This window comes from Streptomyces sp. NRRL F-5122 (genome assembly GCF_001507435.1).
Lineage (GTDB): Bacteria > Actinomycetota > Actinomycetes > Streptomycetales > Streptomycetaceae > Streptomyces > Streptomyces lannensis.
In genome coordinates, this window is the sequence record NZ_LMWH01000237.1 from 1 (window position 1) to 15,099 (window position 15,099).

Sequence of the window (15,099 nt, forward strand, 5' to 3'; positions counted from 1 at the left end):
CCGCCCCACCATCCCCCCCTACGGCCACACCCCCACCCTCCAAGGCCGTGTCATTCCGCTTCGTGTCCCCTACGAGGTCCGGGCCGAAGTCGTTGCCGACAGTCTGGTGCGGATCATCGCCACCCAGGGCGGGCGGGCCGAAGTCGATCATGTGCGGCCCGGGGAGCGGGTGGATCTGCGGCCGGTGCCGGCCCCGGAGGATCCCGCCCCGCTCGGTCCCGACGCCGCTCGCTGGGCCCTGTTGTATCCGGCGCCGCACGACCGGCCCCGGATCACCGCCGATCATCTGCTGCAGCGTGAGAGCAACCCTCTCTTCCGCGTCCGGTACGCCCATGCCCGGGCCCGTGCGCTCGGTCGCAACGCCGTGCGGCTCGGGTTCGACGCCGTTCCCGGTGACCTGGCGGACGTGACCGCCGCCGACCCGCTCGTGCGGGCCCTCGCCGAGTATCCGAACGCCCTCACCCAGGCGGCCGCCCACCGTGCGCCCGACCGGCTCGCCCGGCATCTCGTGGCCGTCGCCGATGCCCTGCTCGCCTTTCAGCACACCGTGCTCCCGCTCGGCGACGAGAAACCCTCGGCCGCCCACCGGGCCCGGCTGGCTCTCGCCGTAGCCGCCGGGACGGTGCTGGCCGGCGGCCTGTCCCTGCTCGGCATCAGCGCACCCGACTATCTCTGAGAGAGCCCAGACCTGTCATGAGCCGTTCCGCACATCCCGCCGGGCCCCGCCACGCCGACGTCCTGCCCGAGGGCCACTACTCCGCACCGCCCACCGACCTCAACGCCCTCGACCCCAAGGTGTGGGCGCAGACCGTCGGACGCACCACCGACGGCGTGGTCGAGGTCGGGGGGATCGACGTCAAGGCGCTCGCCGAACGGTTCGGGACCCCCGCCTACTTCATCGACGAGGCGGACTTCCGCGCCCGGGCCCGGGCCTGGCGCACCGCCTTCGGGCCCGACGCCGACGTCTTCTACGCGGGGAAGGCGTTCCTGTCCCGGGCCGTCGTGCGCTGGCTGTACGAGGAAGGGCTGAACCTCGACGTCTGCTCGGGCGGGGAGCTCGCCACGGCCCTGTCGGGCGGGATGCCTGCCGACCGCATCGCCTTCCACGGCAACAACAAGTCCACCGAGGAGATCACCAGGGCCGTCGAGGCCGGTGTCGGGCGGATCGTGCTCGACTCCTTCCAGGAGATCGTGCGGGTGGCGCACATCGCCTCGTCGCTCGGCAGGCGGCAGCGCGTCCAGATCCGGGTCACCGTGGGCGTCGAGGCGCACACCCACGAGTTCATCGCCACCGCGCACGAGGACCAGAAGTTCGGCGTCCCGCTCGCCGGCGGGCAGGCGGCGGAGGCCGTGCGCCGTGCTCTCCAGCTCGACGGGCTCGAGGTCATCGGCATCCACAGTCACATCGGGTCGCAGATCTTCGACATGTCGGGCTTCGAGGTCGCCGCCCACCGTGTGGTGGGGCTGCTGAAGGACATCCGGGACGAGCACGGCATCGAGCTGCCCGAGATCGACCTCGGCGGCGGGCTCGGGATCGCGTACACGAGTGACGACGATCCGCGTGAGCCGCACGAGATCGCCAAGGCACTCACCGAGATCGTCTCGCGCGAGTGCGAGTCCGCCCGTCTGCGGACCCCCCGTATCTCCGTGGAGCCGGGGCGCGCCATCGTCGGGCCCACCGCGTTCACGCTGTACGAGGTCGGCACCATCAAGCCCCTCGACGGGCTGCGCACCTATGTCTCCGTCGACGGCGGCATGTCGGACAACATCCGCACCGCGCTGTACGACGCCGAGTACAGCGTCGCCCTCGTCTCGCGCACCTCCGACGCCGAGCCGATGCTGGTGCGTGTGGTCGGCAAGCACTGCGAGAGCGGGGACATCGTGGTGCGGGACGCCTTCCTGCCCGCCGATCTCGCGCCCGGCGACCTCATCGCCGTGCCCGCCACCGGGGCGTACTGCCGGTCGATGGCCAGCAACTACAACCACGTGCTCCGCCCGCCCGTCGTCGCCGTGGGCGACGGCGAGGCCCGTGTGATCGTCCGCCGTGAGACGGAGGAGGACCTGCTGCGTCTCGACGTCGGGTGACCGCCCGGACACCCTCCCGGGGGCCGCAGCTCCGGCGGAAGATCTTCCGGTCGTCCGCCGCCGACAAATGAAATAGACGTCTCACGATTCGGACAAAGGGCTGAAAGCGCCGTCCGGTGAGTGAGACTGGGTCAACCGTAGACCGCATGAGGAAACGAGGTCGCATGATGCGTACGCGTCCGCTGAAGGTGGCGCTGCTGGGCTGTGGGGTTGTCGGCTCAGAGGTTGCGCGCATCATGACGACGCACGCCGACGATCTCGCCGCGAGGATCGGGGCCCCCGTGGAGCTGGCGGGGGTCGCCGTCCGCCGGCCGTCCAAAGTGCGGCAGGGCATTCCCGCCGAACTCGTCACCACCGATGCCACCGCCCTGGTCAAACGCGGGGACATCGACGTGGTGGTGGAGGTCATCGGGGGGATCGAGCCCGCCCGCACGCTGATCACCACGGCCTTCGAGCACGGCGCGTCGGTCGTCTCGGCCAACAAGGCGCTCGTCGCCCAGGATGGTGCCGCTCTGCACGCCGCGGCGGAGGAGCACGGACGCGACCTGTACTACGAGGCCGCCGTCGCCGGTGCCATCCCGTTGATCCGCCCGCTGCGCGAGTCGCTCGCCGGTGACAAGGTCAACCGGGTGCTGGGGATCGTCAACGGGACGACGAACTTCATCCTCGACAAGATGGACTCGACGGGGGCCGGATATCAGGAGGCCCTCGACGAGGCCACCGCCCTCGGATACGCGGAGGCCGACCCGACCGCCGACGTCGAGGGGTTCGACGCGGCCGCCAAGGCCGCCATTCTCGCCGGGATCGCCTTCCACACGCGCGTGCGCCTCGACGACGTCTACCGCGAGGGAATGACGGAGGTCACGGCCGCGGACTTCGCCTCGGCGAAGAAGATGGGCTGCACCATCAAGCTGCTCGCCATCTGCGAGCGCGCCGCCGACGGGGGATCGGTCACCGCGCGTGTGCACCCCGCGATGATTCCGCTGGCCCATCCGCTCGCGTCGGTGCGCGGCGCCTACAACGCCGTGTTCGTCGAGTCGGACGCCGCGGGCCGGCTGATGTTCTACGGCCCCGGTGCCGGCGGTGCGCCGACGGCCTCCGCCGTACTCGGCGACCTCGTCGCCGTGTGCCGCAACCGGCTCAGCGGGGCCACCGGGCCCGGCGAGTCCGCCTACGCGGCTCTGCCCGTGTCCCCGATGGGCGATGTCGTCACGCGCTATCACATCAGCCTCGACGTCGCCGACAAACCGGGTGTTCTCGCTCAGGTCGCGACCGTTTTCGCCGAGCACGACGTCTCGATCGACACGGTTCGCCAGCAGAGCAGGAGCCAGGGCGGCGGCGACGCGGCCGCCGCCGAGCAGGGCGGATCCGGGCGACGGGAGGGCGGGGAGGCCTCGCTCGTCGTCGTCACCCATCGTGCGTCCGACGCGTCCCTGGCCGGGACCGTCGAGGCGCTGCGCAGCCTCGACACCGTGCGGGGTGTCGCCAGCATCATGCGGGTTGAAGGAGAGTAGTCAGCAATGACCCACCAGTGGCGCGGAATCATCGAGGAGTACCGGGACAGGCTGCCGGTGTCCGACAGTACGCCCGTCGTGACGCTCCGTGAGGGCGGCACCCCGCTCGTGCCCGCGCAGGTGCTCTCCGAGCGCACCGGCTGCGAGGTCCACCTCAAGGTGGAGGGTGCGAACCCCACCGGGTCCTTCAAGGACCGCGGTATGACGATGGCCATCAGCAAGGCCAAGGAGGAGGGCGCCAAGGCGGTCATCTGCGCCTCCACCGGGAACACCTCCGCCTCGGCCGCCGCCTACGCCGTGCGCGCCCAGATGGTGTCGGCCGTGCTCGTGCCCCGGGGCAAGATCGCGCTGGGCAAGATGGGCCAGGCCCTGGTGCACGGCGCGAAGATCCTCCAAGTGGACGGCAACTTCGACGACTGCCTCACCCTCGCCCGGGCGCTGTCCGACAACTATCCGGTCGCGCTGGTCAATTCCGTCAACCCGGTGCGTATCGAGGGCCAGAAGACGGCGGCCTTCGAGATCGTCGACATGCTCGGCGACGCACCCGACATCCACGTCCTGCCGGTCGGCAACGCGGGCAACATCACGGCCTACTGGAAGGGCTACAAGGAGTACGCCGCGGACGGCGTCGCCCGGCGGACCCCGCGCATGTGGGGTTTCCAGGCCTCCGGCTCGGCCCCGATCGTGCGCGGCGAGGTCGTGAAGGACCCCTCGACCATCGCCACCGCGATCCGCATCGGCAACCCGGCGTCCTGGAAGTACGCCCTGGCGGCGAGGGACGAATCGGGCGGGTTCATCGATGAGGTGACGGACCGTGAGATTCTGCGCGCCTACCGTCTGTTGGCCGCGCAGGAGGGCGTCTTCGTGGAGCCCGCCTCCGCCGCGTCCGTCGCCGGTCTGCTGAAGGCCGTCGAGCGGGGTGAGGTCGACCCCGGCCAGCGGATCGTGTGCACCGTCACCGGAAACGGCCTCAAGGACCCCGACTGGGCCGTCGCGGGCGCCCCGCAGCCGGTCACGGTCCCGGTCGACGCGGCGGCGGCGGCCGAACGGCTCGGGCTTGCTTAACGCGGGCGCCGCCGGGGGATAACCCTGATGGCATCCGGCAGAGGGGGCACAGGGGGCTTGCGACACGCATCGTGCGCCTCCCGTGCGCCCTATGTCGCCACAGAACCTTCCTTCGATAGGCTGTACCGAACCCGCCCGCCGCATATGCCGCGGTACCGCGTCGTCCCTGCGGCCCGGCCCCCGGGTTTCCCGTACGCCTCGAAAGTCACTCGACCATCACGCAGCTCAAGGAGAGTCATCGAGCGATGGCCGGTCCAGCGTTCCGCGCCGCCGCCGTCCGGGTGCGCGTCCCCGCCACCAGCGCCAACCTCGGCCCGGGCTTCGACGCCCTTGGCCTGGCGCTGGGGCTGTACGACGACGTCGTCGTCCGAGTGGCCGACTCCGGGCTGCACATCGACATCGCGGGCGAGGGCAGCGAGACGCTTCCGCGCGACGAGGGCCATCTCCTCGTACGGTCCCTGCGCGCCGCCTTCGACGCCCTAGGCGGACAGCCGCGCGGCCTGGAGATCGTCTGCGCCAACCGCATTCCGCACGGTCGTGGCCTCGGCTCCTCCTCCGCCGCCATCTGCGCCGGCATCGTCGCCGCCCGCGCCGTGACCATAGGCGCGGACAGCCGGCTCGACGACGTCGCACTGCTGGAGCTCGCCACCGAGATCGAGGGTCATCCGGACAACGTCGCGGCCTGTCTCCTCGGCGGATTCACACTTTCCTGGATGGAGCGCGGCTCCGCCCGTGCGATCCGCATGGACCCCGTCGATTCCGTCGTTCCGGTGGTTTTCGTGCCCGGAAAGCCGGTGCTGACTCAGACGGCGCGCGGACTGCTCCCGCGCACCGTGCCGCACGTCGACGCAGCGGCGAACGCGGGCCGCGCCGCACTGCTCGTCGAGGCGCTGACCAGGCGTCCCGAGCTGCTGCTGCCCGCCACGGAAGACCGTCTCCACCAGGAGTACCGCGCCCCGGCGATGCCGGAGAGCGCGGCGCTGGTGGAACGGCTGCGGGCGGACGGGATCCCCGCGGTGATCTCCGGCGCGGGACCCACCGTCCTCGCGCTGGCCGACGGCGCGAGCGCCGACAAGGTGGCCGATCTGGCGGGCGAGGGCTGGGCCGCCAATCGGCTGGAGCTGGACAGCCAGGGAGCGAGCGTGCTGCCGCTTGCGTCCTGACACACGGTTGCCGGATTTCGAGAGGGGGAATGTTTGTTGGATCCGGTAGTGTTAACCTCAAGTCTGCACCCCACCCCGCCATGGCAAGGTGCATCGTGTCCCCGTCCGGGACAACCATTCTTCCGGGAGCCTCCCAAGCCGCACTGTGTTCCGTACCGCGTACGTGAGCAGTACGTCGTACGCGGACACTGAGCGGGTTGCCGAGCACGCTCCGGAATCGGCGTCACCGAGCCGAGTGACACAAATCCGAGTGCCACGCCTTCGGGAAGCGCCAATCATCAGATATCTCTTCCGCCGTTTTGGCGGACCACCGCCCCGGCACGGTCCACACAGACGGGATCGAAGCCGGACAGCACAACCGGTCGCCGAGCCAGACAGGCCGACGTCCGCTCCAGGGAAGGACCCTTCGTGAGCGACACCACCGATCTGATGGGCGCACGTGTCGACGAGACCGCTGCCGCGCCCGCCACGGACGCCTCTGCGCCTGCCACCGGTGCCGGCTCCCGGCGGCGCCGCGGTACCGGCCTCGAGGGCATGGTGCTGGCCGAGCTGCAGCAGGTCGCATCCGGCCTCGGCATCAGGGGCACGGCGCGCATGCGCAAGAGCCAGCTGATCGAGGTCATCAAGGAGGCGCAGGCCGGAGGCGCCCCGGCCAAGGCCGAGGCGGCCACCGAGGCCAAGCCCAAGCGCCGGGCCACCTCCAGGACCCGCACCGGCGACGAGGCCGCGGCCGAACCGCAGGCGGAGAAGGCCTCCGAGCAGTCCGCCGCGCAGCAGATCGAGATTCCCGGCCAGGGAGCCGGTGACGAGGCCCAGGGCGAGCGCCGTCGGCGTCGCGCCACCGCCGAGGCGGGCAGCCCCGAGACGGTCGCCGCCGAGGCGAAGAGCGAGTCGAAGGTCGAGACGTCGGCGCAGGGCGACGGCAGGGCCGACGGCGGCGATGGCGAGGGCCGCCGCCGTGACCGCCGCGAGCGCGGGCGTGACCGCGACCGTGACCGCCGCGGCAAGGGCGACGACCAGCAGCAGGGCCAGGGCGGCCAGCAGCGTCAGCAGCAGAGCCAGCAGCAGCAGGGCGGCGGCCGTCAGGACCGGACGCAGCAGCAGGACGACGACGACTTCGAGGGCGGCCGCCGTGGCCGTCGTGGTCGCTACCGCGACCGCCGTGGCCGTCGCGGCCGCGACGACATCGCCGCCGAGCCGCAGTTGGCCGAGGACGACGTCCTGATCCCCGTTGCCGGCATCCTGGACATCCTCGACAACTACGCCTTCATCCGTACCTCGGGCTATCTGCCGGGTCCGAACGACGTGTACGTCTCCCTCGCCCAGGTCCGCAAGAACGGTCTGCGCAAGGGCGACCACATCACCGGCGCGGTCCGGCAGCCGAAGGAGGGCGAGCGGCGCGAGAAGTTCAACGCGCTCGTCCGGCTGGACTCCGTCAACGGCATGGCGCCCGAACACGGCCGTGGCCGCCCGGAGTTCAACAAGCTCACCCCGCTGTACCCGCAGGACAGGCTCCGCCTGGAGACCGACCCGGGCGTGCTGACCACCCGGATCATCGACCTGGTGTCGCCGATCGGCAAGGGCCAGCGCGGTCTGATCGTGGCCCCGCCGAAGACCGGCAAGACCATGATCATGCAGGCGATCGCCAACGCGATCACCCACAACAACCCCGAGTGCCACCTGATGGTCGTCCTTGTCGACGAGCGTCCGGAAGAGGTCACCGACATGCAGCGGTCGGTCAAGGGCGAGGTCATCTCCTCGACCTTCGACCGTCCGGCCGAGGACCACACCACGGTCGCCGAGCTCGCCATCGAGCGGGCCAAGCGCCTGGTGGAGCTGGGCCACGACGTCGTCGTGCTGCTCGACTCGATCACCCGTCTGGGCCGTGCGTACAACCTGGCGGCTCCGGCCTCCGGCCGCATCCTGTCCGGTGGTGTCGACTCCACGGCCCTCTACCCGCCGAAGCGCTTCTTCGGCGCGGCCCGGAACATCGAGGACGGCGGTTCGCTGACCATCCTCGCCACCGCCCTGGTGGACACCGGGTCCCGCATGGACGAGGTGATCTTCGAGGAGTTCAAGGGCACCGGCAACATGGAGCTCAAGCTCGACCGGAAGCTCGCCGACAAGCGCATCTTCCCGGCGGTGGACGTCGACGCGTCCGGCACCCGCAAGGAGGAGATCCTGCTCGGCAACGAGGAGCTCGCCATCGTGTGGAAGCTGCGCCGGGTGCTGCACGCGCTCGACCAACAGCAGGCGATCGAACTGCTCCTCGACAAGATGAAGCAGACGAAGTCGAACATCGAGTTCCTGATGCAGATCCAGAAGACGACGCCCACGCCGAACGGCGACTGAGCCCGTCCGAAGGCCCGAGGGCCGCCCCGTCGCACGGCGACGGGGCGGCCCTCTGCGTTGTCCGGACCCGGGTGCCTCCATGTGCTCTCGAACGAGACGTTCGCCACAAGAATCAGTGTCGGTACCGTTTTCCGGTACTACGCCCTCACCGGGTGAAACCGCAGGTGAGCGCCGTTCGACACCATGATCGGATAACAGTCTGTGATCGTACGTCCACGATATGGCCACGGTGCGTCGTGCAACCCTGGCTCCGGTTCCTCCGTCTGACCGGACGGAGCGACCGTCGGAGTGACGGGGATCCCGCACGGTCCCCCCGGCTCGACGCAGCCGAACGCTCCGGGGAGGTTCGCCACTGACCAGGCGTGACCCTGAATACAAGGGGTACCCGACCGGGACGAGAACTGAGGAGCACATGCCTGCCGAGAGCACGCCGGACGCCGGCATAGCCGACGAGACCGTGACGCCCGGGCCGCGACGCCGGGCCAAGGGCCGCCGCCGCAAGCCCCGGGGCAAGGGACGCCGGGCTCTCGTCGTCATGGCCTGGACCGCCGCGGGCATCGTCGTCCTCGGCGGCACCGGTGTCGGGTACCTGTACTTCAAGCTCAACGGCAACATCAAGAGTGTCGACATCAACCAGGCACTCGGCACCGACCGGCCCGCGAAGGTCGACAACGGCTCCGAGAACATCCTGGTCCTGGGCTCGGACACCCGTTCCGGCAGCAACAGGACGCTGGGCGGGGGGACCGACGACGGCAGCGCCCGCTCCGACACGGCGATGATCGTGCACGTCTACAAGGGCCACAAGAAGGCCAGCGTGGTCTCCGTCCCGCGCGACACGCTCGTGGACCGACCGGAGTGCACCGACAGCAAGGGGAACGCGCAGCCCGCGGCCCGGAGCGTCATGTTCAACTCGGCGTACTCCACCGGAGGCGCCACGTGCGCCGTGAAGACCGTCGAGTCGATCACCGGTATCCGCATGGACCACTACGTCGAGGTGGACTTCGCCGGATTCCAGAAGCTGATAGACGACCTCGGCGGCGTCCAGGTGACCACCACCAAGGCCATCGACGACCGGGAGAGCCACCTCGCGCTCCCGGCCGGCACACACACCCTCGACGGCCGGCAGGCGCTCGGCCTGGTCCGTACCCGGCACGGCGTGGGCGACGGCTCCGACCTGGGCCGCATCCAGCTCCAGCAGGCCTTCGTCAAGGCGCTGGTCGACCAGGTCAAGCAGATCGGCATCCTGTCCAGCCCGACGAAGCTGGTGGACCTGGCCGACACCGCGACCAAGGCGGTCACCACCGACTCCGACCTGGCCTCGGTCAAGGCCCTGGCGTCCTTCGCCAACGGGCTGAAGGGCATCAGCTCCTCCCACATGAACATGGTGACGATGCCGGTCCAGTACGACCCGGCGAACCCCAACCGGGTCCTGACCGACAAGTCCAAGGCCCGCCTGATCTGGAGTGCGCTGGAGAACGACAAGCCGATCCCGGCGAAGGCGACGCAGGGCACGGCGACGGGCGAGGCCAAGGGCGTCGTGGCGTCGTCCTGAGCCCGGCGGCCACCACCGCGGACCCCCCCCCCGGCACGGGCGGCGGCAGCGGCGCGCCGACGCCGCATGGACCCTTCCCGGGCCCCGGTCACGGGCGGGGAATAGATCACTTGTGCCCCCGGTTTTGGGGGATGCGGCCAGTCCTGGCAGACTGGTACGTCGGCTCCGGTTCACGCTCCCGCATCCCGCGTCTGCGACCCGGCGCCCTCCCGAAACCTAGGAGACACCTTGAAGCGCGACATCCACCCCGAGTACGTCGAGACGCAGGTCAGCTGCACCTGTGGCGCGTCGTTCACCACCCGCAGCACGATCGGGTCCGGCACCATCCGGGCCGAGGTCTGCTCCGAGTGCCACCCGTTCTACACGGGCAAGCAGAAGATCCTCGACACCGGTGGCCGTGTGGCCCGCTTCGAGGCCCGCTTCGGCAAGGCTGCCGCTGCCAAGAAGTAGCGAGCCCACAGCGCCGGTCTCCGGTGTTCCCGTCTTCACGTGTGGAAGCGGGGGCCCGGGACCGGCGCTTTGCGGTGCAGCCACAGTTCGTCGTACGTACGTCCCCATGCCCGGCCCGGCTGGGGACAATCCAGGGAGTCGGAGATGTTCGAGGCGGTCGAGGAGCTGGTCGGTGAACACGCCGACCTGGAGAAGAAGCTGGCGGATCCGTCGGTCCACGCCGACCAGGCCAACGCACGCACGCTCAACAAGCGTTATGCCGAGCTGAGTCCCATCGTCGCCACGTACCGCTCCTGGAAGCAGACCGGTGACGACATCGAGACCGCCCGCGAACTGGCCGCCGACGACCCGGACTTCGCGGCCGAGGTCAAGGACCTGGAGGGGCAGCGCGAGGAGCTGACCGAGAAACTGCGCCTCCTCCTCGTCCCGCGCGACCCCAGCGACGACAAGGACGTCATCCTCGAGGTCAAGGCGGGCGCGGGCGGCGACGAGTCCGCCCTGTTCGCCGGAGACCTGCTCCGTATGTACCTGCGCTACGCCGAGCGCGTCGGCTGGAAGACCGAGATCATCGACTCCACCGAGTCCGAGCTCGGCGGCTACAAGGACGTGCAGGTCGCCGTGAAGGCCCGCGGCACCCAGGAGCCCGGCCAGGGCGTGTGGGCCCGTCTGAAGTACGAGGGCGGGGTGCACCGTGTGCAGCGCGTGCCCGCGACGGAGTCCCAGGGCCGTATCCACACCTCCGCGGCCGGTGTGCTGGTCACGCCGGAGGCGGAGGAGGTCGACGTCGAGATCAACGCGAACGACCTTCGGATCGACGTCTACCGCTCCTCGGGCCCCGGTGGCCAGTCCGTCAACACGACCGACTCCGCCGTGCGCATCACGCACCTGCCGACCGGAGTCGTCGCCTCCTGCCAGAACGAGAAGAGCCAGCTGCAGAACAAGCAGCAGGCGATGCGTATCCTGCGCTCCAGGCTGCTCGCCATGGCGCAGGAGGAGGCGGAGAAGGAGGCCGCCGACGCCCGCCGCAGCCAGGTCCGCACCGTCGACCGCTCCGAGAAGATCCGTACGTACAACTTCCCGGAGAACCGCATCTCGGACCACCGCGTCGGCTTCAAGGCCTACAACCTGGACCAGGTCCTGGACGGCGACCTCGACGCGGTGATCCAGGCCTGCGTCGACGCGGACTCGGCCGCCAAGCTCGCAGCCGCGTAAGGCACGTAGACAACCGGAGGACCAGCGTGAACCTGCTGCTCGCGGAGGTGGCCCAGGCCACCCAGCGGCTGGCCGACGCCGGCGTGCCCTCGCCGCGCAACGACGCGGAGGAGCTTGCCGCCTTCGTGCACGGCGTCAAGCGGGGCGCGCTGCACTCCGTGAAGGACTCGGACTTCGACGCCCGGTACTGGGAGGTCATCGCCCGCCGCGAGGCCCGCGAACCGCTCCAGCACATCACGGGACGCGCCTACTTCAGGTACCTGGAACTCCAGGTGGGGCCCGGGGTGTTCGTGCCCCGCCCGGAGACCGAGTCGGTGGTCGGCTGGGCCATAGACGCCGTGCGGGCGATGGACGTGGTCGAGCCGCTGATCGTGGACCTGTGCACGGGTTCGGGTGCCATCGCGCTCGCCCTGGCCCAGGAGGTGCCGCGCTCCCGTGTGCACGCCGTGGAGCTGTCCGACGAGGCGCTCCAGTGGACCCGCAAGAACATGGAGGGCTCCAGGGTCGACCTGCGCCAGGGCGACGCCCTGGACGCCTTCCACGACCTCGACGGCCAGGTCGACCTCGTGATCTCCAACCCGCCGTACATCCCGCTCACCGAATGGGAGTACGTCGCGCCGGAGGCCCGGGACTACGATCCGGAACTCGCCCTGTTCTCCGGCGAGGACGGCCTCGAGCTCATCCGCGGCCTGGAGCGCACGGCGCACCGGCTGCTGCGCCCCGGCGGCGTCGTCGTCATCGAGCACGCCGACACCCAGGGCGGCCAGGTGCCGTGGATCTTCACCGAGGAACGGGGCTGGGCCGACGCGGCCGATCACCCCGACCTCAACAACCGCCCCCGCTTCGCGACCGCCCGCAGGGCGCTGCCGTGAGCGGCCCGAAGACTCTCTTTCCGCAGCAGTACGTGTACGAGGAGGCCAGCTGAAGATGGCACGGCGATACGACACCAACGACGCGACCGACCGCACGACCGGTCTGCGCGAAGCCGCGTCCGCCGTCCGCCGTGGCGAACTCGTGGTGCTGCCGACCGACACCGTGTACGGCATCGGCGCCGACGCGTTCTCCTCGGAGGCCGTGGCCGACCTGCTCCAGGCCAAGGGCCGGGGCCGCAATATGCCCACGCCCGTCCTCATCGGCTCCCCGAACACCCTGCACGGCCTCGTCACGGACTTCTCCGAGATGGCCTGGGAACTGGTCGACGCGTTCTGGCCGGGCGCCCTCACGCTCGTCGCGCGGCATCAGCCGTCGTTGCAGTGGGACCTCGGGGACACGCGTGGGACCGTTGCCGTGCGTATGCCGCTGCACCCGGTCGCCATCGAACTGCTGACCGAAGTCGGCCCGATGGCCGTCTCCTCCGCCAACCTGACCGGCCACCCGGCGCCGGAGAACTGCGACGACGCCCAGGAAATGCTCGGCGACTCCGTCTCCGTCTACCTGGACGGCGGTCCCACCCCCGGGAACATCCCCTCCTCGATCGTCGACGTCACCGGCAAGGTGCCCGTCCTGCTGCGGGCCGGTGCCCTGTCCGCGGACGAGCTGCGAAAGGTCGTACCCGACCTCGAGGTGGCGAATTGACAGCCCCTGACGCGGGGCGTGGCATAGGCAACGGGGACGAGACGGGGACCTTCGGGCTTCCCCGCGACACTTTCCGCATCCTCCACGTCAGCACCGGCAACGTGTGCCGCTCGCCGATCACCGAGCGGCTGACCCGGCATTTCCTCGCGGACCGGCTCGGCGACCCCCTGTGGGGCGGGCTGATCGTGGAGAGTGCCGGCACCTGGGGTCACGAGGGCGCGCCCATGGAGGCGAACGCGGCGGCGGTCCTCGCCGACTTCGGCGCTGACGCCTCCGGCTTCGTCGGCCGGGAACTCCTGGACGAACACGTCATCCGGGCCGACCTGGTGCTGACCGCGACGCGCGACCACCGGGCCCAGGTGATCTCCATGGGCCACTCGGCGGGACTGCGCACCTTCACGCTGAAGGAGTTCACCCGCCTCGTGCGGGCGATAGACCCGGCCACGCTGCCCCCGCTGGAGGACGGTGTGGTCGCCCGCGCCCGTGCCCTGGTCCGGGCCGCGGCGGCCCTGCGCGGCTGGCTCCTCGCCCCCACGGCGGGTGCGGACGAGGTCTACGACCCGTACGGGGCCCCGCTCACCTTCTTCCGGTCGGTCGGGGACGAGATCCACCAAGCACTGGAACCGGTCGTGACGGCGCTGACGGGAGTGCCCACCCGGGCCTGACCGGGTGACGCAGGCAGGTTCCGAACGAGCGCGTTGCACCTGCACGGCGGTAACCATCCGGCGCCCCGGCGAACCCGGGCCTACATTGGACGTACGTTTCCGATGCCCGGAGCCCCGGAGCCCACCATGGCGGTCACGCACACCCTCGAGGCCGACGTCCTGCGTCGGCAGGACCCCGAACTCGCCGACATCATCCTCGGAGAGCTCACCCGTCAGTCGACGACGCTGCAGCTCATCGCCGCCGAGAACTTCACCTCGCCGGCCGTGCTCGCCGCCCTCGGCTCTCCGCTCGCCAACAAGTACGCCGAGGGCTATCCCGGCGCCCGCTACCACGGGGGCTGCGAGATCGTCGACGTCGCCGAGCGGATCGCGGTCGACCGGGCGAAGGCGCTCTTCGGGGCCGAGCACGCCAATGTGCAGTCGCACTCGGGATCGTCGGCGGTGCTGGCCGCGTACGCCGCGCTGCTCAGACCCGGTGACACCGTGCTCGCCCTGGGGCTGCCGTACGGCGGGCATCTCACGCACGGGTCGCCCGCCAACTTCTCCGGCCGCTGGTTCGACTTCGTCGGCTACGGGGTCGAGGCGGACTCGGGACTCATCGACCACGACCAGGTGCGCTCCCTGGCCCGTACGCACCGGCCCAAGGCCATCGTGTGCGGGTCCATCGCCTATCCGCGCCACATCGACTACGCCTTCTTCCGGCAGGTCGCCGACGAGGTGGGCGCGTATCTCATCGCGGACGCCGCCCATCCGATCGGGCTGGTCGCCGGGGGAGCGGCGCCCAATCCGGTGCCGTACGCCGATGTCGTCTGCGCCACCACGCACAAGGTGCTGCGTGGTCCACGAGGCGGCATGATCCTGTGCGGGAGCGAATTGGCGGAGCGTGTGGACCGGGCGGTCTTCCCGTTCACCCAGGGCGGCGCGCAGATGCACAGCATCGCGGCCAAGGCGGTCGCCTTCGGGGAGGCCTCGACGGAGGACTTCGCCGCATACGCCCGCCAGGTGGTGGCCAACGCCCGGCGGCTCGCCGCGGACCTGGGCGCCGCGGGGCTGGCGATCACCACCGGAGGCACCGACACCCATCTGCTGACCGTGGACCCGGCCCCGCTCGGGGTGGACGGCCGCACCGCTCGGGGGCGGCTCACGGCGGCCGGCATGATCCTGGACACGTGCGCGCTGCCTCACGGCGACGCACGCGGACTGCGCCTCGGCACCGCCGCGCTGACCACGCAGGGCATGGGCGAGGCCGAGATGTCGTACATCGCCGCGCTCCTCGTGTCCGTGCTGCGCGACGAGGTGGACGGGAGGAAGGCACGTGAAGAAGTGCGGGAGCTGGCCGGCGGATTTCCGCCGTATCCCGGCTGGTAGGGGGTAGGCGCAGCGGAGTGCACAGCCGAACGTGCAACCATCGTCGCTACCCGATTGTCCTCAACCATATGCACGCGAAGCTAGGGTGTGGTGCTGAG

The 15,099-nt window shown here is 70.5% G+C and carries 13 protein-coding genes; all 13 read left to right on the forward strand.

The window, feature by feature from the left end; all coding sequences use genetic code 11:
• A partial coding sequence (locus ADL25_RS24595; RefSeq protein ID WP_267889276.1) for a DALR anticodon-binding domain-containing protein occupies nt 1-676 on the forward strand: 676 nt, incomplete at its 5' end.
• A 17-nt stretch (nt 677-693) separates the two neighbouring features.
• Nucleotides 694-2,085, forward strand: a complete 1,392-nt coding sequence (gene lysA, locus ADL25_RS24600; protein WP_059129995.1) for a diaminopimelate decarboxylase — start codon at nt 694-696, stop codon at nt 2,083-2,085.
• Between the two features lie 167 nt (nt 2,086-2,252).
• Nucleotides 2,253-3,599: a homoserine dehydrogenase gene (locus tag ADL25_RS24605; protein ID WP_063805745.1), complete on the forward strand. Its 1,347-nt coding sequence runs from the start codon at nt 2,253-2,255 to the stop codon at nt 3,597-3,599.
• Nucleotides 3,600-3,605: 6 nt separating this feature from the next.
• The gene (thrC, locus tag ADL25_RS24610) at nt 3,606-4,664 is read left to right on the forward strand and encodes a threonine synthase (protein ID WP_059129997.1); all 1,059 of its coding nucleotides are present in this window, start codon (nt 3,606-3,608) and stop codon (nt 4,662-4,664) included.
• A 245-nt stretch (nt 4,665-4,909) separates the two neighbouring features.
• Entirely contained in the window at nt 4,910-5,827 is a 918-nt protein-coding gene (thrB, locus tag ADL25_RS24615; RefSeq protein ID WP_059129998.1) for a homoserine kinase, read from the forward strand.
• Nucleotides 5,828-6,235: 408 nt separating this feature from the next.
• Complete coding sequence (rho, locus tag ADL25_RS24620; RefSeq protein ID WP_059129999.1) at nt 6,236-8,179, forward strand: transcription termination factor Rho; 1,944 nt, start codon at nt 6,236-6,238, stop codon at nt 8,177-8,179.
• Nucleotides 8,180-8,591: 412 nt separating this feature from the next.
• Nucleotides 8,592-9,731, forward strand: coding sequence for an LCP family protein (locus ADL25_RS24625; protein WP_059130000.1), 1,140 nt, complete (start codon nt 8,592-8,594; stop codon nt 9,729-9,731).
• Between the two features lie 228 nt (nt 9,732-9,959).
• Nucleotides 9,960-10,181, forward strand: a complete 222-nt coding sequence (gene rpmE / locus ADL25_RS24630; protein ID WP_059130001.1) for a 50S ribosomal protein L31 — start codon at nt 9,960-9,962, stop codon at nt 10,179-10,181.
• A 144-nt stretch (nt 10,182-10,325) separates the two neighbouring features.
• Complete coding sequence (gene prfA / locus ADL25_RS24635; protein ID WP_059130002.1) at nt 10,326-11,393, forward strand: peptide chain release factor 1; 1,068 nt, start codon at nt 10,326-10,328, stop codon at nt 11,391-11,393.
• 26 nt (nt 11,394-11,419) lie between these two features.
• Nucleotides 11,420-12,265, forward strand: coding sequence for a peptide chain release factor N(5)-glutamine methyltransferase (gene prmC / locus ADL25_RS24640; protein WP_059130003.1), 846 nt, complete (start codon nt 11,420-11,422; stop codon nt 12,263-12,265).
• A gap of 55 nt (nt 12,266-12,320) precedes the next feature.
• The gene (locus ADL25_RS24645) at nt 12,321-12,968 is read left to right on the forward strand and encodes an L-threonylcarbamoyladenylate synthase (protein WP_059130004.1); all 648 of its coding nucleotides are present in this window, start codon (nt 12,321-12,323) and stop codon (nt 12,966-12,968) included.
• The gene (locus tag ADL25_RS24650; RefSeq protein ID WP_059130005.1) at nt 12,965-13,633 is read left to right on the forward strand and encodes a protein-tyrosine-phosphatase; all 669 of its coding nucleotides are present in this window, start codon (nt 12,965-12,967) and stop codon (nt 13,631-13,633) included. Before ADL25_RS24645 ends, ADL25_RS24650 begins: the two co-directional genes overlap by 4 nt.
• A gap of 126 nt (nt 13,634-13,759) precedes the next feature.
• A complete protein-coding gene (gene glyA, locus ADL25_RS24655) occupies nt 13,760-15,001 on the forward strand; it encodes a serine hydroxymethyltransferase (protein WP_059130006.1) in 1,242 nt (413 codons plus the stop codon).
• Nucleotides 15,002-15,099: the final 98 nt, after the last annotated feature.

What these genes read in the sequence shown, in the direction of transcription:
- ADL25_RS24645 (WP_059130004.1), top strand. Translation starts at nt 12,321, where the DNA reads ATGGCACGGCGATACGACACCAACGACGCGACCGACCGCACGACCGGT.
- glyA (WP_059130006.1), top strand. Translation starts at nt 13,760, where the DNA reads ATGGCGGTCACGCACACCCTCGAGGCCGACGTCCTGCGTCGGCAGGAC.
- lysA (WP_059129995.1), top strand. Translation starts at nt 694, where the DNA reads ATGAGCCGTTCCGCACATCCCGCCGGGCCCCGCCACGCCGACGTCCTG.
- thrB (WP_059129998.1), top strand. Translation starts at nt 4,910, where the DNA reads ATGGCCGGTCCAGCGTTCCGCGCCGCCGCCGTCCGGGTGCGCGTCCCC.
- ADL25_RS24625 (WP_059130000.1), top strand. Translation starts at nt 8,592, where the DNA reads ATGCCTGCCGAGAGCACGCCGGACGCCGGCATAGCCGACGAGACCGTG.
- thrC (WP_059129997.1), top strand. Translation starts at nt 3,606, where the DNA reads ATGACCCACCAGTGGCGCGGAATCATCGAGGAGTACCGGGACAGGCTG.
- prfA (WP_059130002.1), top strand. Translation starts at nt 10,326, where the DNA reads ATGTTCGAGGCGGTCGAGGAGCTGGTCGGTGAACACGCCGACCTGGAG.
- ADL25_RS24605 (WP_063805745.1), top strand. Translation starts at nt 2,253, where the DNA reads ATGCGTACGCGTCCGCTGAAGGTGGCGCTGCTGGGCTGTGGGGTTGTC.